The organism is Enterococcus sp. 3G6_DIV0642 (assembly GCF_002140635.1).
GTDB lineage: Bacteria > Bacillota > Bacilli > Lactobacillales > Enterococcaceae > Enterococcus_D > Enterococcus_D casseliflavus.
Genome location: NZ_NGLH01000001.1, coordinates 2,175,244 through 2,199,242, shown reverse-complemented (window position 1 = coordinate 2,199,242; position 23,999 = coordinate 2,175,244). Strand labels below are relative to the sequence as shown.

The 23,999-nt window shown below is 42.0% G+C and carries 20 protein-coding genes; 15 read left to right on the top strand and 5 right to left on the bottom strand.

Annotated features, from left to right (window positions below; all coding sequences use genetic code 11):
• The first annotated feature begins 11 nt into the window (after positions 1-11).
• A complete protein-coding gene (locus A5878_RS10515) occupies positions 12-3,176 on the top strand; it encodes a DEAD/DEAH box helicase (RefSeq protein ID WP_060792240.1) in 3,165 nt (1,054 codons plus the stop codon).
• A gap of 47 nt (positions 3,177-3,223) precedes the next feature.
• Here the strand turns inward: A5878_RS10515 and A5878_RS10510 are convergent, their stop codons facing one another.
• The gene (locus A5878_RS10510) at positions 3,224-3,958 is read right to left on the bottom strand and encodes an HAD family hydrolase (protein WP_060792241.1); all 735 of its coding nucleotides are present in this window, start codon (positions 3,956-3,958) and stop codon (positions 3,224-3,226) included.
• Between the two features lie 244 nt (positions 3,959-4,202).
• On the opposite strand from A5878_RS10510, the gene A5878_RS10500 reads away from it, so the two are divergent.
• The 5 genes from A5878_RS10500 (at position 4,203) to pepF (ending at position 10,826) form a co-directional block, all read left to right on the top strand.
• Positions 4,203-5,939, top strand: a complete 1,737-nt coding sequence (locus A5878_RS10500; protein WP_074535160.1) for an ABC transporter ATP-binding protein — start codon at positions 4,203-4,205, stop codon at positions 5,937-5,939.
• 709 nt (positions 5,940-6,648) lie between these two features.
• Positions 6,649-7,047 (top strand): transcriptional regulator SpxA, encoded by a 399-nt coding sequence (gene spxA / locus A5878_RS10490; protein ID WP_003127030.1) that lies wholly within the window; start codon positions 6,649-6,651, stop codon positions 7,045-7,047.
• Between the two features lie 152 nt (positions 7,048-7,199).
• On the top strand, positions 7,200-7,850 hold the full coding sequence (locus A5878_RS10485; RefSeq protein ID WP_086295532.1) for an adaptor protein MecA: 651 nt from the start codon (positions 7,200-7,202) through the stop codon (positions 7,848-7,850).
• A gap of 100 nt (positions 7,851-7,950) precedes the next feature.
• The gene (locus A5878_RS10480; RefSeq protein ID WP_074535161.1) at positions 7,951-8,940 is read left to right on the top strand and encodes a competence protein CoiA; all 990 of its coding nucleotides are present in this window, start codon (positions 7,951-7,953) and stop codon (positions 8,938-8,940) included.
• A gap of 68 nt (positions 8,941-9,008) precedes the next feature.
• Entirely contained in the window at positions 9,009-10,826 is a 1,818-nt protein-coding gene (gene pepF / locus A5878_RS10475) for an oligoendopeptidase F (RefSeq protein WP_016610833.1), read from the top strand.
• 130 nt (positions 10,827-10,956) lie between these two features.
• Here pepF and A5878_RS10470 read toward each other — a convergent pair whose 3' ends face one another.
• On the bottom strand, positions 10,957-11,613 hold the full coding sequence (locus A5878_RS10470) for a ClpXP adapter SpxH family protein (RefSeq protein WP_005229705.1): 657 nt from the start codon (positions 11,611-11,613) through the stop codon (positions 10,957-10,959).
• A 108-nt stretch (positions 11,614-11,721) separates the two neighbouring features.
• Entirely contained in the window at positions 11,722-12,297 is a 576-nt protein-coding gene (locus A5878_RS10465) for a CYTH domain-containing protein (protein WP_060792243.1), read from the bottom strand.
• Positions 12,298-12,493: 196 nt separating this feature from the next.
• Between A5878_RS10465 and A5878_RS10460 the strand changes: the two genes are divergently transcribed.
• The 4 genes from A5878_RS10460 to mgtE are packed head-to-tail and all read left to right on the top strand — an operon-like array spanning position 12,494 to position 16,251.
• On the top strand, positions 12,494-13,162 hold the full coding sequence (locus tag A5878_RS10460) for a GTP pyrophosphokinase family protein (RefSeq protein WP_005229708.1): 669 nt from the start codon (positions 12,494-12,496) through the stop codon (positions 13,160-13,162).
• Between the two features lie 5 nt (positions 13,163-13,167).
• Positions 13,168-13,965: an NAD kinase gene (locus tag A5878_RS10455; RefSeq protein ID WP_026008090.1), complete on the top strand. Its 798-nt coding sequence runs from the start codon at positions 13,168-13,170 to the stop codon at positions 13,963-13,965.
• Positions 13,966-13,969: 4 nt separating this feature from the next.
• The gene (locus tag A5878_RS10450) at positions 13,970-14,869 is read left to right on the top strand and encodes an RluA family pseudouridine synthase (protein ID WP_060792244.1); all 900 of its coding nucleotides are present in this window, start codon (positions 13,970-13,972) and stop codon (positions 14,867-14,869) included.
• Positions 14,870-14,886: 17 nt separating this feature from the next.
• Positions 14,887-16,251 (top strand): magnesium transporter, encoded by a 1,365-nt coding sequence (gene mgtE, locus A5878_RS10445; protein WP_010749430.1) that lies wholly within the window; start codon positions 14,887-14,889, stop codon positions 16,249-16,251.
• Between the two features lie 56 nt (positions 16,252-16,307).
• Here mgtE and A5878_RS10440 read toward each other — a convergent pair whose 3' ends face one another.
• A complete protein-coding gene (locus A5878_RS10440) occupies positions 16,308-17,144 on the bottom strand; it encodes an AraC family transcriptional regulator (RefSeq protein WP_010749431.1) in 837 nt (278 codons plus the stop codon).
• Positions 17,145-17,288: 144 nt separating this feature from the next.
• Here A5878_RS10440 and A5878_RS10435 point away from each other — a divergent pair, with 144 nt between their 5' ends.
• On the top strand, positions 17,289-19,040 hold the full coding sequence (locus tag A5878_RS10435; RefSeq protein WP_060792245.1) for an ABC transporter ATP-binding protein: 1,752 nt from the start codon (positions 17,289-17,291) through the stop codon (positions 19,038-19,040).
• Positions 19,027-20,808 carry an ABC transporter ATP-binding protein gene (locus A5878_RS10430; RefSeq protein ID WP_060792246.1) on the top strand — a complete coding sequence of 594 codons (1,782 nt, stop codon included), beginning with the start codon at positions 19,027-19,029 and terminating at the stop codon, positions 20,806-20,808. Before A5878_RS10435 ends, A5878_RS10430 begins: the two co-directional genes overlap by 14 nt.
• A gap of 61 nt (positions 20,809-20,869) precedes the next feature.
• On the opposite strand, the gene A5878_RS10425 is transcribed toward A5878_RS10430, so the two are convergent.
• Positions 20,870-21,511, bottom strand: coding sequence for a copper homeostasis protein CutC (locus tag A5878_RS10425; protein WP_005229722.1), 642 nt, complete (start codon positions 21,509-21,511; stop codon positions 20,870-20,872).
• A 102-nt stretch (positions 21,512-21,613) separates the two neighbouring features.
• Between A5878_RS10425 and A5878_RS10420 the strand changes: the two genes are divergently transcribed.
• The 3 genes from A5878_RS10420 (at position 21,614) to A5878_RS10410 (ending at position 23,984) form a co-directional block, all read left to right on the top strand.
• On the top strand, positions 21,614-22,456 hold the full coding sequence (locus A5878_RS10420) for a methyltransferase domain-containing protein (protein WP_005229724.1): 843 nt from the start codon (positions 21,614-21,616) through the stop codon (positions 22,454-22,456).
• 353 nt (positions 22,457-22,809) lie between these two features.
• Positions 22,810-23,313 (top strand): tRNA (uridine(34)/cytosine(34)/5-carboxymethylaminomethyluridine(34)-2'-O)-methyltransferase TrmL, encoded by a 504-nt coding sequence (gene trmL, locus A5878_RS10415; protein WP_005229727.1) that lies wholly within the window; start codon positions 22,810-22,812, stop codon positions 23,311-23,313.
• Between the two features lie 17 nt (positions 23,314-23,330).
• Positions 23,331-23,984: a histidine phosphatase family protein gene (locus A5878_RS10410; protein ID WP_074535163.1), complete on the top strand. Its 654-nt coding sequence runs from the start codon at positions 23,331-23,333 to the stop codon at positions 23,982-23,984.
• Positions 23,985-23,999 lie beyond the last annotated feature (15 nt).

Below are 23,999 nucleotides of genomic sequence, written 5' to 3'. Positions count from 1 at the left end.
GGAGGGCTCTTATGAAGTGGAGTATTCCAGAAAAAGTAATTGAGCGTGGCAGAACGTATGTCAACGAAGATCGCGTCTTATCTGTCACACCAGACAAAGAAAAAAATGTGTGGCACGCAGAAGTATTGGGGACAGAATTGTATTTAGTGACCTTAGATGCTACAGCCAAAGAGGTAGATTATTGCCAATGTCCGTACTGGGAAGAGCATCATTATTGCAAACACACGGTGGCAGTCGAACTTTATCTACGCAAACAAGGGAAAACACGAAAAATCAATGAGCAAACCCCCATCAAAAAAGCCTTTTCTGCTTCAGAGATGTTTTCCAACGGCTTTGCCCGCTTAGGGAGCGAAAAAGAAACGAGCCAACCCTTACAGGTTGAATTTCGGATAGATACCATCGCCACCAATCCTTACCATCAAGAAATGGATATCTTAGGGATTTCCCTCAAAGTCGGCCATCGTGGCACCGCACGGACCTATGTCGTTAAAAACATTTATAAATTTTTGCAGATGTACCAAGAAAACAAGCAGTACGCAGCGAATAAGCAGCAGACCTTCTTTCTATCTGCGGATGCCTTTGATGAGAAAAATCGAGCCTTGTTGAATCGATTGGCAGGAATCGCGCAAACGCAACAGTTAATCGGGCAAGCAGGCATTCAGATCAGTGGTAAACTTGACAAAAAGTATTTGCTGCTACCAGTTGAGTTCGGCAAAGAATTGTTGTTACAGTTAAACGAAGTCTATACGCAAATAACCATTGGTGAAACAAAAGTCAATGAAGCCGATTTTCAAATCGGTGAACCTTTGTCGTTTTCAGTCACAAAACAAGAGGATCATTTTCCGCTGGAATTCGTGAAAGATTTTGACCATTTACTTAGCTATTATAATTGGGGTCTGCTGGATGGAACCTTTTATGAACTGACTGTCGAACAAAAGGAAATCTATGTCACGATGCAACAGTTGTTTAAACGATTTGAACAGCCAGTCATCGACTATCCGAAAGAAGAACTAGCGAATCTTTTTATGAAAGTATTGCCTTATTTGCGAAAAATCGGGCGTGTCCAAGTAGCACCTGAAGTTCAAAATGAAATCGAAGAGTCTGAATTGAAAGCTGTCTTTTCGTTACGGAAAATCAAAGGACAAGTCGATTTACAAGTAGACTTCACTTATGGAGAAGTCGTTTTTTCAAGTGATGAAAAACATCACTATATGCCAGAAAATCATCCCGAGATTTTACGTGATTTTCAACAAGAAGCACGAATTGAAGCGATTATTGAAACCTTTGGCTATCAAGCGAGCACTAAAAATTGGCAAAAAAGCTTACCTGCGGGGGAACAACTTTATACCTTTTTTACAAGGGAGATCCCTGTTTTAAGGCAATTAGGTGAAGTCCGTATCGGCAAGAAGCTGCGGGAACTTTACCTTGACGCCCAACACCATCGACCAGAAATCGTTATCGAAGAAAATGGTTCTTGGTTGGATATCAAGTTTGATGTCAGCGGCATTCAAGAGTCAGAGATCAATGAGGTCTTGCGCAGCCTGTTACAGTCTGCACAATTTTATACCACAGAAAATGGGCAAGTCCTTTCATTGGAATCGGAAGAGTTTCAAGAAGCAAGTGCTGCCCTGAAAAAATTGCGTCTTTCACTAGAAGCGAAGGATGGGGCGATCCAAGTTCCTTTGAATCAAGGGCTGCTCCTGCAAGAGCAGTTTGCTGATCAAGCCAGCTTTAGTGCCGGTTTTCAACAAATGACGGAAGACTTGATCCATCCAGAAAACTTTGAGGCGCAGCTGCCAGAAAACTTGCATGCTGAGTTGCGGCAATACCAAGAAGTTGGGTTCCGTTGGCTAAAAATGTTGAGCCACTATCAATTTGGCGGTATCCTTGCCGATGAAATGGGGTTAGGGAAGACCGTTCAGACGATCAGCTACTTACTTTCAGAAAAACAAGAGAAACAAAAATTGAATGTATTGATCGTGGCACCGGCGAGTCTAACATTCAACTGGCAACAAGAAATCAAACGGTTTGCGCCAACGATTTCTGCGTCTGTCATCAGCGGAACGAAAGAAGAGCGCGAAGGGCAGATGGCGCAGCCAGCGGACGTCCGCATCACTTCTTATGCAAGCTTGCGGCAAGACATTGATGCTTATCAAGCACTAGATCTGACTTGTTTGATTTTAGATGAAGCGCAAATGGTCAAAAACAGTGCGACCAAAACGGCACAGGCCTTGCGCTCCTTGGAAGTTCCACAGCGATTCGCCCTCAGCGGCACACCGATCGAGAATAATTTAGAAGAATTGTGGTCCTTGTTCCAAATGATCATGCCAGGATTTTTCCCGAACAAGCAGAAATTTAAAGAACTGTCTACACAAGAAATTGCGAAAATGATCAAACCCTTTATTTTGCGAAGAGACAAAAAATCCGTGCTGCATGATTTGCCGCAAAAATTGGAAACAAATTATTACAGTGTTTTAACAGAAGAACAAAAGAAAATCTATTTGGCGTACTTGCGGCAAATGCGGGAAGAAATCGCGCAAATGGATTCTACGTCTTTTCGTAAAAATCGAATCAGTATCTTAGCTGGTTTGACTCGACTGCGGCAAATCTGTTGTGACCCACGATTATTCGTGGAGGATTATGAAGGGTCTTCTGGGAAACTTGAACAGGTCAAAGATTTACTCTTAGCAGCCAAAGAAAATGGGCGTCGTGTGCTGTTATTTTCTCAGTTTACTAGCATGCTTTCGATCATTGAAGAAGAGCTAGCACAAGAAGGGTTTGAGTCCTTTTACTTGCGAGGCAGCACACCGCCGCAAGATCGTTTGACGATGGTTGATGCCTTCAATAGTGGAGAAAAGGACGTCTTCTTGATCTCGTTAAAAGCAGGAGGAACAGGACTGAATCTGACCGGCGCAGACACCGTGATCTTATACGATTTGTGGTGGAACCCGGCGGTGGAAGAACAAGCCGCTGGACGAGCCCATCGGATCGGTCAAAAAAATGTTGTCGAAGTCTGGCGAATGATTGCTGAAGGAACCATTGAAGAACGAATGGATGCGTTGCAACAAGAAAAACGTGAGCTTTTCCAAAAAGTGATCCAAGGCAATGAAACACAGCTTCAACAAATGACAGAAGAAGATATTCGCTTGATATTGAGTATCGGCGAAGAAAGTTAGCCAATCAAAAAGATGGACCTGCCGCAGGAGCGAAGGTCCATCTTTTTTTAGTTATACATGTATGCAGGCACTTGCATCAGTGTGTCAATACTGTCTTGCAGCTGTGAAAAAGCAGTGATCGATGCATCTGGTAAGTCTTCCAATCCACTAGGCGCTTGACGGAGACGATGATTGAACCACAAAGCTTGCCAACCGGCTTTCTTACAGCCAACCACGTCATTATCAAAATTATCACCAACGTACAGTGTGGTTTCCGGATCAAGAGCAAAGGCGGTTTCTGCCAATTGGAAAATTTCTAGTTGCGGCTTTTGATAACCAGTTGCTTGTGAAATGATCATATGCTCTGGTTTGATCCATCGAGTCAGTTGCAACTGATCCAATTTTTTTTGCTGGTGGTCAGTGGGACCATTGGTAATAATTCCTAGTTTGACTGGCAATGTGGACAAATAGTTCAAAGTTGACTCAACTTCAGGATGCAGTGTGATGGCATCTAGTTCTTGTTCATAACACAGCTGAAACTTACAGCTTTCTTCTATTGTAATAGGTAAGTACCCTAAATCCGTTAATGAATGGGTCAGTCGAAAATAACGAAAATGATCTAGCGTCCATTCATTTGCCAATACCCGTCCAAACTGCTCATCACTGTGCACCCGAAACCGTAAGTAAAGAGCAGTTAAATCTTTGTGGGCTATTTGTGGGAAACATGAGGTTACGGCATTACGAAATGGTTGTTGCTGGTCATATAAGGTATCATCGACATCAAAAAGAATACTAGTGATCAAAAAAGACACGCCTTTCAGAGTTAGTGAAAATTTTCAGTTTGTTTTCGAATCAATCATAAGCCATTATTTCTGTAAAAAAAAGAGGAAAATCCCTGCAAAATAAAGGTTTTATTTACTGTTTTTAGAAATCCGCGTCTTCATAGGTTTTCAAAATTATAGTGAATTTTACCCATTTTCACATGTTTCTCATTTTGCATTTCTACTGAGAGTTGCTTATAATGAAAGCTATTGAGGAGGGGGAAATGTGTTAAAAAGGTTTTTTCGTTATTATCGACCGTATCGGTCACTATTTATACTCGACTTTACTTGTGCGGTATTTGCTGGTTTATTGGAACTAGCCTTTCCAGTTGCCGTCAACCAAGTAATCGATAAGATCATGCCTCAGAACAACTTTCGCCTAATACTGTTGGCATGCTTAGGCTTGTTCTTGTTTTATGTGATCAATACTGTGTTGCAATATATCGTGGTTTTTTATGGTCATAAACTTGGGGTCAATATTGAAACTGATATGCGTCAAGAGTTATTTCGACATCTGCAAACGCAATCTTTTGAATATTATGATAATCAAAAGACTGGCAAGCTGATCAGTCGATTGACTACGGATCTCTTTGAGATTTCTGAAGTCGCTCACCATGGTCCAGAGGATGTTTTTATTACCATTATGACTTTGGTCGGTTCATTCCTATTGATGTTAAATATGCATGTTCAATTAGCTGTGGCAACATTTGCGTTGATTCCCTTGATTACGATCGCCTTGGTTTTTTTCAATAAGAAAATGACCAAAGTCAACACACAGATCTATGATAATCTCGGTGAGTTCAACGCCGGAGTGGAAGCATCTGTCAGTGGCATTCGAGTGACACAATCATTTGCCAATGAAACGTTTGAACATAAACGTTTTGACGGGTTAAGTGAGATTTATCGGCAGTCTAAAATCCTTTTTTATAAGGTAATGGCAATCAGTTCAGCGTACAATTATTTCTTGATTCGGTTGATCAACTTGTTTGCTCTGATCTTTGGTGCCTACTACGTGATTCGTGGTGAACTGACGAACGGTCAGTTCGTAGGGTTTATTTTATTGTCAAATGTCTTTGTTAGACCAATCGAGAAGGTTAATACGATGATCGAAAGCTATCCGAAAGGCATCGCTGGCTTCAAACGCTTGACCGAAGAGTTGGATAAAGAACCGACGATCAAAGACAAGCCAGGCGCACGGGCAGTAACTTCCTTAAAGGGAGACATCGTGTACCATGATGTTTCTTTTTCCTATGCGGATGCGACGAAAGTCTTGAATCACATCGACTTGTCGATCAAAGCGGGTGAGACGATCGCCTTCGTTGGGCAAAGTGGTTCAGGGAAAACAACGTTATGCAACTTGTTGCCGCGGTTTTATGAAGTCACGGAAGGCGCCATTACGATTGATGGCATCAATATTCAGGAGATGACCTTGGCATCTTTACGTCAGCAGATTGGTACGGTGCAGCAAGATGTTTTTCTTTTCCCAGGAACGATTCGAGAAAATATTGCTTATGGCAAACTTGATGCAACAGAAGAGGAGATTTTAAAGGCAGTCAAATTGGCACACTTAGAAAAAGTCATTGATCAAATGACGGATGGCTTGGATACGGTCATCGGTGAACGAGGCGTCAAATTATCCGGTGGCCAAAAGCAGCGAGTAGCGATTGCTCGGATGTTCTTGAAAAATCCGCCGATTCTGATTTTAGATGAAGCAACTTCAGCGTTAGATACCGAAACGGAACAAGTGATCCAAGAATCATTGAATTCTTTGGCAGATGGGCGTACAACCTTGATCATTGCCCATCGCCTCGCAACGATCAAACATGCGACACGAATCATTGTCGTTAGTGAGAAGGGCATCTTAGAAGAAGGAACCCATGAAGAGTTGATGGCGAGAAGAGGGCATTATCGTGCATTGCATGATGCTCAATTCGCTCGTGACCGAGAACCAACACTCGCTTAGAAGAAAGACATGGTAAACGATCAGTTCAAGAATAGTACAGTCTATTATGCTTTGTCAGTGACCAAGTAACAAATTGGCTGGCTTCTTGGATTGATCGTTTTTTACTGAGTTTTTTGTGAGAAACCCTTTTCATTTATAAGCAGATGTTCATTTCTGCTGCTGTTTTATAGCAGATTATGACAGAAATGCTTCTATGGTTTTCTGATTAAAAAGGAATGTGATACAATAAAACCAAGAAGAAAGAGAGTGGTTGCGATTACTAGCACAAAAAAATAACAATCATTTTCCTTGTAGCGCGATCGTTTCTCGGCAAAGGAAGGATCGTGAAAAAGTTCTTTTGAAAACGATTGAGCGACTGCCTTGGTTTTTCGCTCAGTTTTTGATTACATCTGTAATTTTCGGAGGAAAATTAAAAAACGTTGCCTTCTGTTAAAAGAATATTTTAATATTCTGACATCTTTTTGATACACCTTTGACACACTGTTGTATAAAAGGAGTAATATTAAAAAAAAATTTGAGTTTTCTCATTTAAAAATAAACTTTTTGAAGGAAACCTTTTGCCTTAAAGGTTTCGCTTTTAATATAACTTTCGAGTTTTATTAAAAAATATGAGATTTAGACTAGATTTTTTTTAGTTAAACCTGTATAATTGAAATCAAGCGAGGGAACAGGACTTGCTTGATTGAAAATTAAAAAGGAGAGATGCACGTTGTTGACACTATACACTTCCCCAAGTTGCACATCTTGTCGCAAAGCTCGTGCGTGGTTACAAGAGCACGAAATCCCTTTTGTTGAAAGAAATATTTTTTCAGAACCGTTAAATATTTCTGAGCTTAAGGCAATTCTACAAATGACAGAAGATGGCACAGAAGAAATTATTTCCACCAGATCCAAAGTATTCCAAAAGTTGAATATGGATCTAGATGACCTGCCCCTAAAAGATTTATTGACACTTGTTCAAGAAAACCCAGGATTATTGCGTCGTCCGATCATGATTGATGAAAAACGATTGCAAGTTGGGTTCAACGAAGATGAAATTCGTCGGTTCTTACCTAGGGATGTTCGCCAACTGGAACTAAGACAAGCGCAATTAATGGCAGGATTATAAATTTGACTTCATCGACTCGCTTTCTCTTTGAAAGTGAGTCTTTTTTTGAGTTTTTACGTTTTTCTTAAGAGGATATTCGTTTTCTCTTTACTTTTTATCAGGTTTCGATACAATGAACCTATAGTGAGTAGCAAAAGTGAGGTGTAGCTAATATGGAAATGGAACATATCAATGAGAACACCATTCGTGTATTGATCAAAAGTGAAGACTTAGCTGCGAGAGGCATCACTTTTCTTGACCTTCTAGGAAATCACAATGAAATTGAAAACTTCTTTTACAGTATTCTTGAAGAAGTTGATATTGACGAAGAATTTAAGGGCAGTGAAGCTGTAACTTTCCAAGTCTTGCCTAAAGGCGATGGGTTAGAATTGTTTATTAGCAAAAATCTTCCACCAGAAGGAATGGGAAATTTTGATGAGATGAACGATGAAGCGAATGAAGACATTACCGACATGTTGAAAAAGCATGTGGCGGCTCAATTACAAGAGTCGGAGCAAGCAGAAGACATCGGCAATCGTTTTGTATTCGAGTTGTTGCGATTCGAAGATATGATTCAATTGGCATCCGAAGTATATTTGGATTCCGTTGCAACCAATCTTTACCAAATGGGTAACCATTATTATATTGAAATTCGATTCATGGATGCAGAGGTTACTGATATTGAAGTGGAGAACGCACTTTCTTATTTGATGGAATTTGCCCAACGGACATCAGTGACGCCAGAGGTTTTATCTGAATATGGTCAGTTGATCATGGAAAACGATGCACTTGAATTGACTCGTTTCTACTTCAAGAATGATTAATGAATGAAATTCATTTCCAGCCAAGAACATGTTGCTAATGTTCTTGGCTTTTTCAATTGTGTTTGATGAAAATGGCGTATCTTTTATTGAGGTGAGTTAGATGCTGAAAGCATTGAACCAAAGAAAAGAAGTCATTGCAGCGAAAGGGAGAAAGAAAGCATCAGGTCCTTTTTATTGCCCAGGGTGTCACCAAGAAGTGACTTTGCGGCAAGGAACCAAGCGACAGCCCCACTTTGCCCATCAAGCAACTGCTGATTGTCAGACTTACAGCGAAGGGGAGACGAAGGAACACTTGGAAGCCAAACAACTATTGTTTGAATGGTTTCAAGATACAGGGATTGAGATCGAAGCTTTTTTGCCTAAACTCCAACAGCGTCCTGACCTTTGTTATAAGAATATCGCCATTGAAGTACAGTGTTCTTCCCTAAAGTTTTCACGATTTCTTGAAAGAACCAGCACGTATTTAGCAAACGGCTATCGACCATGGTGGATCTTAGGGGAGAAATTGCATCCGAAACGCCAATGGTCACTTTTGACAAGAGCCTGCTGTAGTTATCAGGCAACTGGTTTTTGTTTGTGGCTGATTGATACGCAAAATCAATCCTTAATGAAGTTAGAACAAATCAACTGGCACTATCAAGAAGGAGTCAGCAGTCAACAAAGCGATGCTCGAAAAGGGGCGCCTTACCATAAAGAAACACTTCGCCCTTTGTGCAAAGGACAAAGATCAAACCATCACCGTCCTCCTGAGTGGCTTGCTGCAGACTATCAGGTCTGGTTGATACAAAAACTGCGAAAGAACCTGCCAAAAATCCGTATGATCCAAGAAATATTGTATCCGTTAAAAGGCAATGTCTCCCAGCTGCCTATGTGGTGCTATTGTGCAAGCAGCTTTGGCATTTTATTTGAGCATCGAATATTGGTTTTTCGCTTTCTTTATTTAAGTGACTGTCCACTTCGTTTTGATCAATGGGTGGCACGGCTGCGGCAGCTGGATTGGCAATGGCAATTCCCGTTACTGGATCAACGGGAAATTTTGCGCGGACTCTTTCAAGAATGCCAATATTTAGAAAATTCGGTTTCTTTTTAAGCCAATGATTTGGTTTCACTGAAAAGTATGATAAGATAATTTTAACCAATGAACAAGGAGTGAAGGGAATGTCAGAAACAAAACAATTACCAGCACGTGAATCGATTCCAGTCGAAAAAACGTGGGACTTAACGAAAATCTATGCCGATGATGCGGCTTTTGACATAGAATTTCAAGAGATCCAAGCACAAGTCAAAGAAGCAAGTCGTTACCAAGGCACTTTAGCCGATGGGCCGCAAGCCTTCTTATCCGCATTAGAATTTGTTTTAGCGCTTTCTCGTCGTTTAGAGAAACTCTATGTATACAGTCATTTGAAAAACGACCAAGATACTGCCAATACGACGTATCAAGGCTTGTATGCAAAAGCAAGTAACTTGGTTGCGCAAGTAAGTGAAGCCGTTGCTTGGTTTGATCCTGAGCTATTGACAATGTCTGATGAAACGATTTGGGGCTATTTCGATCAAGAGCCGAAACTAGCTGTTTATCGTCATATGATCGAAAAAACCATCAACGAGCGTCCACATGTCTTGCCAGCGGAGCAAGAAGCGTTATTAGCTGGTGCTGGCGAAATTTTTGGGGCACCTGGCAACATTTTTTCTGTTTTAAACAATGCTGATTTGGATTTTCCAGTAGTTGAAGACGAAAACGGGGAAAAAGTACAGTTATCTCATGGTGTATACGGTGAGTTGATGGAAAGCACGGATCGATCTGTCCGTGAAGCAGCCTTTAAAGGTCTTTATGGTGTCTATGAGCAATTCCGCAATACCTTTGCCCAAACATTAAGCACCAATATCAAAGCTCATAACTTTAAAGCAAAAGCCCGCAAATTTGATTCGGCACGGCAAGCCGCTTTGAGTGCCAACCATATTCCTGAAAGTGTCTACGATACATTAGTGGACGTCGTCAATCAGCACCTGCCATTGTTGCATCGTTATATGGCATTAAGAAAACGCCTATTGGCTGTCGATACGTTGCATATGTATGATGTTTATACGCCAATTTTAGGGGAAGCGCCTATTCGTTATACCTATGAAGAAGCGGTCGAAAAAGCGAAAGAAGCGTTAAAACCATTAGGTGAAGAATACCTTGCAGTGGTTGAAGAAGCCTTCAGCAATCGGTGGATCGATGTCGTTGAAAACAAAGGCAAACGCAGTGGCGCGTATTCTTCTGGTGCCTATGATACGCTGCCATATATCCTGATGAACTGGAATGATCGATTGGATCAACTCTTTACTCTTGTTCATGAAATGGGACACAGTGTGCATAGTTACTTTACACGTAATAACCAGCCTTACGCCTATGGGGATTATTCGATCTTTTTAGCGGAAATCGCTTCAACCACCAATGAAAATATTTTGACAGAGTATATGCTGCAGACTGAAACAGATCCACGGGTCAAAGCTTATGTCTTGAATCATTTTCTCGATGGCTTCAAAGGAACGATTTTCCGTCAAACGCAATTTGCCGAGTTTGAACACTTCATGCACGTGGAAGATGCGAAAGGAACGCCATTGACCAGTGAGTTCTTAAGCGAGAACTATGCCGAGTTAAATGCAAAATACTACGGACCTTCTGTTGAAAAAGATCCTGAGATTCGTCTTGAGTGGTCACGCATTCCGCATTTCTATTACAATTACTATGTTTACCAGTATTCAACCGGATTTTCGGCAGCTTCTGCTTTAGCGAAGAAAATCTTAGCAGGTGAACCAGATGCCTTAACCAACTATTTGAACTATTTGAAAGCTGGACGCAGTGATTATCCAATCGAAGTCATGAAAAAAGCGGGCGTCGATATGACAAAAGCAGATTATATTGAAGACGCGATGAAAGTATTTGAGCAACGCTTGAATGAATTGGAAGAACTCGTCAAAGAAATTGAAGCATAATTGAAAAGCGAACCAATCCGTAAAGGATTGGTTTGTTTTTTTGTTTGTCCACAATAAAAAACGCTGCGCAGCGAGCCAAACACAAGATCATCGTTTGGCTCGCTGCGCAGCGTCGCTATTGAATAGGGTTTCATAAAAGAATCAACCCGCGATCAATTTCATGAATAGTGGAAAGTTTTGGTGCTTTCAAAGACTGAGCTTTTTGCAAGAATGTATCGAGTTCTGTTGCTGTACCACAGACGAGCGGAAGACTTCTCAGTTCCTCTGATCCTTCTAAAAGGACCCCATATTCTTCTTCACTTGAAAAATCATACACCACAGCAGAGGGTGTGATCGTGATGCCCATATCTTTGGCTACACGCTGATCGGTGGCAAAGTTCTTTTTCACAAGCTCAGAGGATCGATCTTCTAGGAACATCTCTAAATCACCATTCGTTTCAGAAAATAATTCTTTCACTAAGGCATCGCTATATTCTTGTCTTTCGATCCCTATCCGTTGTTGCAGTTTCAACAAGAAATCCCGCGCAATTTTTTTCCCTTGCAACTGAGCGGCCTTATAGTCCAGTGATGCAGCATAGATTTGGTTGGTCTGTTCATTTCGCAAGACCAAATCCGTCTTATTCATGGACAAATAGTCCATTGAGACACCTACGGAAAACAAGTTAACGAAAGGTAGGATCTGCAAATGGATTTTTTTGCGGCTGGTGTTTAATTTATTGAGAATCTCTTTTTCGATATCATAACAAATAGGCCCAATCGGATTAATAAATAAAAACAGTTCGATCATTTGAATCTCTCCCCAATTAAGATTCTTTTGTACCTTGAAAAACAAAATAAGTATGTTTTATTAAATATAGCAAAAAAACGCGAAAAAAGTAAGCAAAAGGACAGCTTACTATGATTTTTCTTCAACGGCTCGGATGATCTTGTTTTTCGCTGGTCGGTAAGGAACGCCAAAGAGACGTAACAAGGAGTGAAAGGCATCTTTTCCTTTAATCGGCTCGTTGACTTCTAACTCCAACTCATAATCATGCTGTTGACCATACCAGCTTTCATCCAAAGCAAGTAATCCTTCATTGATTGGAAATTCCGCCCGTTTCGTTTTTAATGCTGCGATCATGTGTAATGAATCAGGTTCGATATCCGCTGCTTTTAAACGTTGAGCAACCACACCTGTTTTTAAAATTTTTTCTGACGCGATCAATGACGCTGCGGTTTCGATTGTCAAAGGATCAGTCGTTTCTAGCAGACCGTGCTCAATGGGGGTTTTTAGCGTTAATTCCGCATTGGTAGCAGTCGTGCGAATACGCAAGCCGAACTGCTTTTCCTGCAGCTTATGATCTACCGTATCAAAATAGTAGTTGGTTTGTATCTTAAATGCTTCTTCTGACAAATTGTAATAAGCAAGCAGCTGGTGGTATTCTTTTTCCGTCAACATTGTTTTATATTCAATCTCTACTTGTTCGACCATCGTTTCTCACTCTCTTTCTATTGCAACCATAGTGTACGCTGTTTCAGCTATTCCGTCAAAGAAACCAAACAAAGAAAAGCTGAGACGTTGGGGGAGAGACAAAAAATCTTTTGTTTCTGCTCTTCTGTTCATTCAGTTTTATTCCAAGAGTATGGTAGAATAAGAGGTATGTTATGAACAGAATCGAGGGAGAAGAATGATTCGAGATTGGGAAGAATTCTTAGCGCCTTATGAACAGGCGGTTTCAGAATTAAAAGTAAAATTAAGAGGCATACGAAAACAATATCGGGAACAAAACAAGCATGTTCCCATTGAATTTGTCACTGGGCGGGTCAAGCCAGTGGATAGCATTTTAACGAAAAGTAAATTACGTGGGATTGCTTTGGATCGGCTAGAAGAAGAGATGTCTGATATCGCTGGCTTGCGAATCATGTGTCAATTTGTGGAAGACATTCACCAAGTCGTTGAACTGTTGCGTACACGTAAAGACATGAAAGTGATCATTGAACGGGACTATATCACCAATAAAAAAGCCAGTGGTTACCGTTCGTACCATCTAGTGATCGAATATCCCGTTCAACTGATCGACGGGGAAAAAATTATTTTGGCTGAGATTCAAATTCGGACACTAGCGATGAATTTTTGGGCAACGATCGAACATTCATTAAACTACAAATACCAAGGGGAATTTCCCGCTGAAATCAGTGAACGGCTACGTCGGTCGGCAGAAGCCGCCTATCAGCTAGACGAAGAAATGTCCAATATCCGTGAAGAGATCCAAGAGGCACAACGGTTATTTTCACATGGGAAAGGCAAGCGAGGCGGACATGATCAGAACCCGTTGCCAAAGGGGGAAACGGAATGAAAGGTATCCGCGTGGCAATCGTCCATAATCAAGAAAGCAAGTCGGTAGAAGTGACAAAGCGTTTAACTACGCTTTTAGAACAATCAGAAAATAAGATCGATCAAGACAATCCTGAATTAGTGATTTCTGTTGGGGGAGACGGCACGCTCCTTTCTGCTTTTCACTTGTACAATCATAAGTTGGATCAAGTACAGTTTTTAGGCGTCCATACGGGTCATCTCGGCTTTTACACGGACTGGCGAGATTATGAATTGGAAGAACTAGTCGAGTCATTATGCAATGACCATCAAAAAAGCGTCAGCTATCCGTTATTAGATGTCCGTATCACGTATGCGAATGGAAAATCAGACAAGCATTTCCTAGCATTGAATGAATCAACGATCAAGCGCGGCAATCGAACGATGGTTGCCGATATTTCTATTAAAGAAGACCTCTTTGAAAAGTTTCGCGGCGATGGCTTATCGATCTCAACGCCCACCGGCTCCACTGCTTATAACAAGAGTGTTGGTGGGGCAGTCTTGCACCCAAGTATCAATGCCTTTCAATTGGCAGAGATTGCTTCGTTGAACAATCGTGTCTTTCGGACCCTTGGTTCGCCGATCGTCGTGGGTCACCATGAATGGGTCAAAGTACAACTGCAGCAAAGCACCGACTATTTAGTGACGATCGATCAGTTTACCATCGAACAAGAAGAAATCGATGCTATCTATTACCGTATTGCCGATGAACGGATTCATTTTGCGTCTTATCGGCATATGCATTTTTGGAATCGGGTCAAAGATTCCTTTATTGGAGAAGAATAAACCCATGGAATTTACGTATCACTATACTGGACAAGGACAGCAAGTCAAATACTTTTTGAAGGAACAAGGGGTGTCCAAAGGACTGTTAGCAAAAATCAAATTTCAAGGCGGAAAGATATTTGTCAACGATCACGAGCAAAACGTCTTGTTTTCTTTGGCGCAAAATGATAGGGTAACTATTGTAATTCCTCCTGAAGGGGAACATGAGACGATGCTGGCTGACCCGACACCGATTGAGGTCGTGTATGAAGATGCCCATCTGTTAGTCGTGAATAAGCCAGCAGGCATCTCATCGATCCCTGCGCAATATCATCCGACTGGCACGATGGCCAATCGCGTCAAGGCCTACTATCAAGCGCAGCACTATGAAGATCAAGTGATTCATGTAGTCACGCGGTTAGACCGTGACACATCAGGACTGATGCTTTTTGCAAAACATGGGTTTGCCCATGCGAAGCTGGATAGCCAGTTGCGAAAGAAGCAGGTCGTAAAAAAATATCAAGCCCTCGTTGCTGGTGAACTGCCCGCACTTTCTGCCCATGGTGAGATTGAGCTGCCGATTGCTAGGGACCTGACGTCACTATTGAAACGCAAGGTCAGTGACGAAGGAAAAGAAGCACGGACGGAGTATTGGCTAAAACAACGCAATTCAGATTGCGCTTTAGTTGATATTCAGTTACACACAGGCAGGACACATCAAATAAGGGTCCATTTTTCTGCAATCGGTTGTCCCTTATTAGGAGACGAGATGTATGGCGGTACAATGGCTCTTGGGATCAAACGACAAGCATTACACTGCTGTCAGCTGCAATTTCAGCATCCCTTTACGAATGAACCGTTGGCTTTTAAGCTGCCCTTACCAGCAGACATGGCCGCTGTTTGCTCAGCCATGGATAGGCAATAACAAATGAGGTGAAGAGATTGGATGAAAATCAAGAATTAACTGAACGGTTTGATCAACTGAATCAAGCATTAAAAGACAATGATATCCAGGGATTTCGTGAGGCGTTCTTGGATCTGCATATCTACGAGCAGGGTCAGTTCTACCAATCTCTAGAAGCAGCCGATCGACAAATCGTCTATACGTATCTTTCCCCGAAAGAATTGGCAGACATGTTTGACGTCATTGAAGAAGATGATGAACACATGGTAGACTATCTTTCAGAGATGCGCCCCGCCTATGCGGCTGATATGTTGGCGCAAATGTATACCGATAATGCGGTTGACCTGCTGAATACTTTGGATAAAAAACAAACAGCAAAATATTTGAGTTTGATGACCGCTGAAGCTGCTAGCGAAATCAAAGAGCTGCTGCATTATGAAGATGAAACTGCTGGATCGCTGATGACTACCGAGTTTGTTTCCATTGTTGCCAACCAAACGGTTCGTTCAGCGATGTATGTCTTAAAAAATGCCGCAGATGTTGCCGAGACGATTTACTATATTTACGTCGTGGATACTGATAATAAGCTTGTGGGCGTTATTTCTTTAAGAGACTTGATCATCAATGATGAAGATACCATGATCGCGGATATTTTGAACGAGCGGGTGATGTCGGTCCATGTTGGAGATGACCAAGAGGATGTCGCTCAGACCTTCCGAGATTATGACTTTCTCGCATTGCCAGTCACCGATTATGACGATCACCTATTAGGGATCGTGACCGTCGATGATATCATCGACGTTATCGATGATGAAGCAGCCAGTGACTACTCTGGTTTGGCAGGGGTCAATGTGGAAGAAGTCAGTGAGAACCCAATCAAAGCATCTTCGAGACGCTTGCCTTGGCTTATCACCTTACTCTTTCTCGGAATGGCAACCGCCAGTCTGATCAGTCATTATGAAGAGTTGGTCAGCGAAGCAAGTATTCTCGCCGTCTTTATCTCACTGATCACCGGAACTGCCGGTAATGCTGGTACCCAATCCTTAGCCGTAGCCGTTCGTCGTCTGGCGATCAATGACGACAAAGAAAACAGCTTTATGAAGACGGTGGTCGGTGAAGTGCTGACAGGACTGTTCACAGGTGCCATCACGGGGTTGACGATTTTTGCTATCGTAGCTGTCTGGAAACAAAATCCGATTCTAGGGTTTGTGATTGGGATGGCGATGATGTGTGCCATCACAGTAGCCAACTTAGCGGGAAGTTTGATCCCGATGCTGATGGACAAGCTGGGTTTTGATCCAGCAGTGGCAAGTGGTCCGTTTATCACGACCCTTAGCGATTTGACTAGTGTTTTGATCTACTTCAACATTGCCAGTCTTTTTATGAACTATTTTATTCAATGAATAAAAAAGAGCAAGCCGATGATTCTTCATTCGAAGGAAGGTCATCGGCTTGCTCTTTAATTTTTTGGTTTTGGCAATACCCCAGAAGGAGAGACACCATAAAGTTTTTTAAAAGACTTGCTAAAGTGATAAGCATCCTGATAGCCCACAGCAGAGGCGACTTCTTTGATCGTGAGGTTTTCATTTTTTAACATGTCTTTGGCACGCTTTAAGCGAATCTCAATCAAGTAGTTGATGGGACTGACACCCGTCGCCTCTTTAAAAATCTTTGAAAGGTACGTCGGGCTGAGAAATTGATCCTGTGCGAGCTTCTCTAACGTGATTTCTTCTTTGTAATGATTTTCCAAGTAATAGACCGTATAGTTGACGATCTGTTGTTGTCGTCGTTGGCTTTTGGAAAGGTAAGGCACGACATTGATATGGTCTTCATTTAGTCCACGTAAAATGTAGACGAGCATCTCCATCAAAACAGCCTTTTGCATCAATTGAAACTCATCCCGCTCTTCACTGCTTTCTCTCACCAACTGCCAGGCTTTTTCCAAAACTTGATGATGGTATTTGCCTAGCTCCAACAAGGGGTGTTTGTTAGGGAAAAAATTCCGTTTAAACCCTTCCAAAGAAATATTTTTTAAACCAATATGCAGCTGATGGGAGCGAGTGCCCTTAGGCTGCAATTCGCAGTGATCGACGCCAGGATTGAAAAGCATGACGCTGCCAGCACGGATTTTTTTCGCTGGTTCTTTTTCAAAATAATAGGTACTTTCTCCTTCTAATAAGACGCTGATTTCTAAAAAGTCATGATGGTGCATTTCTCCATGACTTTCTGATTGCGTCCATGGGTCAAAGAGATAGATGATTTCTGGATTAAACGTGCGAGGGTTAACTAAATTCATGGCTGATTCACTCCAATTGGGTGCTTATTTCCTGTAAAAAAAGGGAATGGTGCTTCTTACTAATATTTTACATCAAAATGAGTAAGAAAAACCATTCAAATCGCTTTTCAAAACGCTAAGCTTAACAACGAGAGGGGGAATTAGATGAGTAATACACAATGGATCTGGCGCTATGCCAAAAAGAACCGGGGAAAAATCATATTGGCAGTCCTGTTTTTAGTGATCAATGCAGCGCTGATCATTGTTAATCCGTACTTGGGAGGAATGGTGATCGATGATGTCATCAATCAGCAAAAAACGCACTTATTGATTCCATTATTGTTGATCATGATCGCAACGACCGTCATTCGTACCATTGTCCGCTACAGTTATCAAATTTTATTTGAACGGGTCGGGCAAAATACGCTATACGATTTACGGGAAGATTTGTATCAGAAGCTGCAAGAATTGGATTTCGACTTTTTCAATCATACTCGTGTGGGAGATATTATGGCACGGATGACTGGTGATACCGATGCCATTCGCCACTTTGTTTCTTGGGTGACCTACAATATCGCTGAATGTATCTTGTGGTTCTTTTCAGCGGTGGTGGTTATGAGCTTTATTGATTGGAAATTGATGTTGGCGCTGGTGGCTGTCACACCGATCATATTTCTGTTGACCAATCGCATGTCTAAGAAAGCACACCCGTTGTTTTTTGACATTCGTGAGAGCTTTTCGCGCTTGAATTCAATGGTGGAAGAAAATATCGGCGGCAATCGGGTCGTAAAAGCCTTCGCTCGTGAAAATTTTGAGATTGAAAAATTTCGCTCCTACAACGAAGATTTTAAGACCCGCAACATGGCATCTGCCAAAGTTTCCCGTACCTATCTGCCATGGCTTGACGGCTTAGCAGGAAGCTTGTCAGTCATTGCCTTAGTCTTAGGCGGAATTTTCGTAATCAATGGGGACATGACCTTAGGAGATCTTGTTGCGTTTAATGGCTATCTTTGGATGTTGAATAATCCTATGCGCATGAGTGGTTGGTTGATCAACGATGTTCAGCGATTTTCTGCAGCCTGTATCAAAATTCGGCAAATGTTGGCGCAAGAATCGAAAATTCCTGTTCATCAACAAGAAAAATTAGAGCCAATCAAAGGATTTGTAGAGTTTAAAGATGTTTCCTTCCACTTTTCGGATGATCCGAATCAAAATGTGTTGGAAAACATCAACTTCAAAATTGGCCCTGGCCAAACGTTAGGGATCTTAGGGGAAACCGGTTCAGGGAAAACGACGTTAGTGAATTTAGTTGGACGCTTTTATGATCCGACTGAAGGGGAAGTATTGATTGATGGAAAAAACGCCAAAGAGTATCCCGTGCGTCAAATGCGGGAAAACATTTCAATGGTGATGCAAGATGTCTTCTTGTTTTCCAATACCATCTCCGACAACATTGCTTTTGGAAATCCTTTAGCTGATGAAGGCTTTATTCGGCAAATGGCGGTAGTCGCTGATGCAGATACCTTTATTTCTCGGATGCCTCAAGGCTATGAAACGATCGTGGGCGAGCGAGGTGTAGGGCTTTCTGGCGGACAAAAACAACGGATCTCCCTAGCACGGGCCTTAGCCAAAGATCCATCGATCTTGATTTTGGATGATACGACGTCTGCCGTCGATATGGAGACAGAATCGAAGATCCAACAGGAGCTGACAAAATTAACAGGAGAGAAAACGACGTTTATCATTGCGCATCGGATCTCCTCTGTTCGAGAAGCCGATCAGATTCTGATGATGGAAAAAGGACGAGTCGTTGAACAAGGGACCCATGAAGAACTTGTCAGTCTGCGGGGCAAATACTACGAAGTGTATCAAAAACAATTAGGCTTGTCAGGAGGTGAAGACGATGGCGAGAAATAAATTTGATGTGGATGAGGAATTAGACCAGGAATTTAGTTGGAAGGATTTCAAACGCTTGTCACAATATGTCGTTCCTTATAAAAGAAGTATTGCGAAAGTCCTATTTACGATCATTCTGGCAAACTTAGCAGGAATGCTGGCGCCCGTGTTCACAAAGATCGCGATCGATTCATCGATTCCTGAGAAAAATGTCAACCAATTGCTGCTTCTAGGAGCTGCCTTTCTAGTGACCTTGATCGTTATCGGCGTCTGCATGCGTTACCGTATCTACCATATCACGAATATTGGTCAAGACGTATTGAAGGATATGCGCTTTGATATTTTTGAACATCTGCAGCGACTGCCTTTTTCTTATTTTGATACAAGGCCCCACGGCAAGATCTTGATTCGCATCGTAAACTATATCAATACACTGAGTGACCTATTGAGCAACGGCCTGATCAATTTGATCTCGGATGTTTTCAACGTCATCATCACCTTGATCTTTATGTTTGCGATCGACTTCAAATTGACCTTGTATTCCCTTGCGTTGCTGCCAATTTTGTTCATCATGGTGATGGTGATCAAGAATAACCAGCGCAAAGCCTATCAGGTGTTGAGTAATAAACAATCCAATCTAAATGCTTACATTCATGAAAGTATTGCTGGTATCAAGATTACTCAATCCTTTGCGCGAGAAGAAGAAAATGCTGAGATCTTCCAAGAAGTCAGCAATGATTACCGAACTTCATGGATGAAAGCTGTCAAAATTCAGTTTCTGATGTGGCCAGGGGTGCAAAACATTTCAGTCATTACGACTTGTTTGATTTATTTTGTCGGCATTCGTCAGATCGGTGTCGATGTCAGCACAGGTACTCTGATCGCTTTTATCAGTTATATCAATAATTTCTGGAATCCAGTCATCAATATCGGGAATTTTTATAATTCTTTGATTACAGCAACAGCCTATCTTGAACGAATTTTTGAAACGATGGATGAAGTCCCAGATATCGAAGACAAACCAGATGCAAACGTATTGCCAACGATGAAAGGGACCGTTGATTTTGAACACGTGACCTTCCGATACGAAGAAGGCAAAAACATTCTTTCTGATGTTAACTTCCACATTGAACCTGGGGAAAGTATTGCTTTGGTTGGTCCTACTGGTGCAGGGAAGACCACGATCATCAACTTGCTGAGCCGCTTTTATGATGTCAATGAAGGCAGTGTTAAAGTGGATGGGATGGACGTTCGTGACGTGACGCTGGAATCGCTGCGCTCACAAATGGGTGTCATGCTGCAAGATACCTTTATTTTCTCAGGAACGATCATAGAGAATATTCGCTATGGAAAATTAGATGCGACAGAAGAAGAGATCATCGAAGCAGCGAAGATCGTCCGTGCCCACGACTTTATCACGGAGTTGAAAGATGGCTATCAAACCGTCGTCGAAGAACGAGGAAGTACTTTATCTGCAGGGCAACGCCAACTGATTTCCTTTGCCCGAGCGTTGTTGGCTGATCCAAAAATTTTGATCTTAGATGAAGCGACCTCAAGTATCGATACGAAGACAGAAGAATTGCTGCAAGAAGGATTGTTGAAGCTGTTAGAAGGCAGAACCTCATTTATCATCGCTCACCGACTGTCCACGATCAAAAATTCTGATCGAATCTTTTACGTGGCAGGGGGGACAATCGCTGAATCGGGTAACCATGATCAGCTAATGGCACAAAAAGGCTTGTATCACCATTTGTATCAATCACAATACGACTTATTGCAAGCGATCTAAAAGAATCCCCACAAACGATAGAAACGCATCGTTTGTGGGGATTTCTTTGTGTCCTTCAAGCTCAATCGTTAAGGTCAACGATTCTGGTTCCATGAACTTCTTTTACACCTAGTGTATCGGCAACTTCTTGGGCATTTTCAAAGGAAATGCCACCGCCAGGTAAAATCGTTAAACGCTCACCAGCATAGGCGATCAATTCTTTCAGACGATCGAAATTTGCTTCGATTGGAGTGCCTGCAGCACCACCATGGGTCAAAATCCGCTGTACCCCATGCTCAGCTAACCAATCGATCGCCTTGAATTGGCGCGCTACAGGAATCGCGTCGAATGCCATGTGAAAAGTAACCTGCAAGCCTTCTGCGGTTTCTAACAGTAGCTCCAATGCTTCTTCGTCCAACCAGCCGCTAGGAGTTAAGCAACCTAGAACAACGCCGTCTGTTCCTAATTTTTTTGCTTCGATCAAGTCGGTATGCATGATTTTCAATTCTGTATCATTGTAAACAAAATCACCGCCCCGAGGTCGAATGATCGTCATAACGGGTATTCCTTTTTCGCCAGCATATTGCAGAACTTCTTCTTGCACGCCGGTACTTGGTGTTGTTCCGCCGACTGCTAAATTATCACAGAGTTCGATGCGCTTTGCACCTCGGGCGATTGCTAAGGGAATATTGGTATAGTTTTCTGCACAAAATTCTTTTAACATGATTTACCTCCATTTGATGGGTGTTCAATTGATTTGTTATTCTATCCACTAGCATTCTACCACAAGAATATGCTAAAGTAGAGCAGAGATGAGGGAAGTTGAATGTTAAAAAAAATCGATCGCGGGCGCCTATTTTTAAACGCCCATTATCACTTGTTTGAATGTCCATTGTGCCGCCAAGCATTTTTCCCGACCGAAAATGGCTTGGTTTGTCCAAATCGTCATCGATTTGACTTATCAAAGAAAGGCACACTTTTCTTTTTGGATCATCAAGTCAAAGCAGATTATGATCAAGCACTGTTTTTGCCGCGTCAACGAATGATCGCTAGCGGCATGTATGCACCAGTCCTTGAGACCATCAAAGCAGCTTTGGGAGATGCTAAGCATCTTTTAGATGTTGGCTGCGGGGAAGGCAGTTTTCTGGCTCAGCTGGTCAATGAAAAGACTCAGGCGGCTGTCGGCTTTGATATTGCCAAGGACGGAGTCTATCTAGCAACCAATCAAAACGTACCAGCTTTTTGGTGTGTGGCGGATCTGACCAACCTGCCGTTTGCTGAAGCGAGCTTTGATACGATTTTCAATCTATTTTCGCCGTCAAATTATGGGGAGTTTAACCGCATTCTAAGAAAAGGCGGACAGCTGATCAAAGTGGTTCCTGCGGCGGACTATTTAAAAGAGCTACGAGCCGCTTTTTATCCTGATAACGAAACAAAACAGCAGTATTCGAATGAACGGGTCGTTAGCAAATTTTTTGAACACTATCCCAACGCATCCCGTCAAAGAGTGACGCATGTTTTTGCGATCCCTGAAGAAAATCGTCAAGATTTACTTGCCATGTCCCCGTTAGAGTGGGGGGCTTCGGAGGAACGCAAAGAAAAGCTGCGACAAACCCCTTTGACACAGATTACGGTTGATGTTGAGGTGTTGATTGCGAAAATTTCCTGAAAATATTTTGAACTTTTTTGTTATTTACTCTTGCAATCATGCCATGGGAGTGATATATTGTTCTCAAGTCATTTTTCATTGGTTTTTATCAGGTTCCTGTTCTGATAAAAGTTAGTGAAAAGAGCTTCACTAACGTAACGACTCGCAGTGATCGACACCGAGTTGGTACGTTTTTTTTATGCCCAAAAAAGCGCCCAAAAAATGTTGTTTCTAGAAAAACAAGCGTGCCAAAATATGGTACTATAGAAGTTATTGAAGTAGTTACTGAGCATGCAATGGAAAACGTAACGTTTAACGACACAAATCAATGCGAGAACCGATCGGCAGTAACCGATCGAAAGGAGTTTTTATCTATGAATCACATCGTTCTTTTTGAACCTCAGATCCCAGCCAATACGGGGAATATTGCACGGACGTGTGCAGCAACAAATACTCATTTACACTTAATCGAGCCTTTAGGCTTTTCAACGGATGACAAGCAATTGAAGCGTGCTGGGCTTGATTATTGGCATGATGTCAATATTACCTATCATAAAGATTTAGCTGCTTTTATGGACTTTTTAGGAGCGCGTCCGTTGTACCTGATCTCGAAATTTGCCAATCGAGTGTATTCTGATGTCGATTACACCGCAGATGACGATCAGTTCTTCATTTTTGGGAAAGAAACGACGGGGCTTCCAGAAAGCTTTATGCGAGAGCATGCCGAAAAATGCTTGCGGATTCCGATGAATGATGAGCACGTTCGTTCCCTTAATCTTTCAAATACGGCGGCCTTGATCATTTATGAAGTTTTGCGGCAGCAAGGCTTCCCAGAGTTGGAATTGACGCATCATTACGAGAACGACAAATTAGACTAAGAAGCGAGGCTTTTTCGATGCAATTATACTTTACCCGTCACGGAAAAACAGAGTGGAACCAAGCACGCCGCTTTCAAGGAATGCTGGGGGATTCGCCGTTATTGCCAGAAAGTTATGACGAGATCAAATTACTCGGTGATTATCTGGCAGCTATTCCTTTTGAGAAGATTTACTCAAGTACATCTTTGCGAGCAAAAGTGACTGCCCAAGAGATCCAAGCAAGACTCCAACACCCTGTTGAAATCATTTATAATGAGAACCTGCGAGAAATCGGACTCGGTGAATTGGAAGGTCGGTCCATCGATGAAATGCATGAGAAGTATCCCCAACAACTGAATGATTTGCGTAATCACTTGGATAGATACGATCCCAGTGCCTTTAAAGGTGAGCCGATCCAAGAAACATTGAGCCGAATCGAGACCGTCGTCATGGATGCGGTGATGCAGCATGAAGGCCCATTATTGTTCGTCGGTCATGGAGCATCCTTTACGGCTGCTATACAGTGGCTTGCAGGCAAACCATTAGCCGAATTAAGAGAGCAAGGTGGATTAGTCAATAACAGCGTTAGCTTATTAGAGACGAATGAACAAAAAGTATTGCCTTTTAAACTAAAACTTTGGAATGAAGCAAGCTTTTTAAGCAATCAGGCAGGATTAGACGCTTTATTGTAAACCATGAAAGGAGCG

Bases quoted from the DNA above. Each gene is read 5' to 3' on its own strand.
- A5878_RS10425 (WP_005229722.1), bottom strand. From the start codon at position 21,511: ATGTTAAAAGAATTTTGTGCAGAAAACTATACCAATATTCCCTTAGCA.
- A5878_RS10420 (WP_005229724.1), top strand. From the start codon at position 21,614: ATGTTAAAAAAAATCGATCGCGGGCGCCTATTTTTAAACGCCCATTAT.
- A5878_RS10485 (WP_086295532.1), top strand. From the start codon at position 7,200: ATGGAAATGGAACATATCAATGAGAACACCATTCGTGTATTGATCAAA.
- A5878_RS10515 (WP_060792240.1), top strand. From the start codon at position 12: ATGAAGTGGAGTATTCCAGAAAAAGTAATTGAGCGTGGCAGAACGTAT.
- trmL (WP_005229727.1), top strand. From the start codon at position 22,810: ATGAATCACATCGTTCTTTTTGAACCTCAGATCCCAGCCAATACGGGG.
- A5878_RS10440 (WP_010749431.1), bottom strand. From the start codon at position 17,144: ATGAATTTAGTTAACCCTCGCACGTTTAATCCAGAAATCATCTATCTC.
- A5878_RS10410 (WP_074535163.1), top strand. From the start codon at position 23,331: ATGCAATTATACTTTACCCGTCACGGAAAAACAGAGTGGAACCAAGCA.
- A5878_RS10450 (WP_060792244.1), top strand. From the start codon at position 13,970: ATGGAATTTACGTATCACTATACTGGACAAGGACAGCAAGTCAAATAC.
- A5878_RS10435 (WP_060792245.1), top strand. From the start codon at position 17,289: ATGAGTAATACACAATGGATCTGGCGCTATGCCAAAAAGAACCGGGGA.
- A5878_RS10480 (WP_074535161.1), top strand. From the start codon at position 7,951: ATGCTGAAAGCATTGAACCAAAGAAAAGAAGTCATTGCAGCGAAAGGG.
- A5878_RS10430 (WP_060792246.1), top strand. From the start codon at position 19,027: ATGGCGAGAAATAAATTTGATGTGGATGAGGAATTAGACCAGGAATTT.
- pepF (WP_016610833.1), top strand. From the start codon at position 9,009: ATGTCAGAAACAAAACAATTACCAGCACGTGAATCGATTCCAGTCGAA.
- A5878_RS10460 (WP_005229708.1), top strand. From the start codon at position 12,494: ATGATTCGAGATTGGGAAGAATTCTTAGCGCCTTATGAACAGGCGGTT.
- A5878_RS10465 (WP_060792243.1), bottom strand. From the start codon at position 12,297: ATGGTCGAACAAGTAGAGATTGAATATAAAACAATGTTGACGGAAAAA.
- A5878_RS10470 (WP_005229705.1), bottom strand. From the start codon at position 11,613: ATGATCGAACTGTTTTTATTTATTAATCCGATTGGGCCTATTTGTTAT.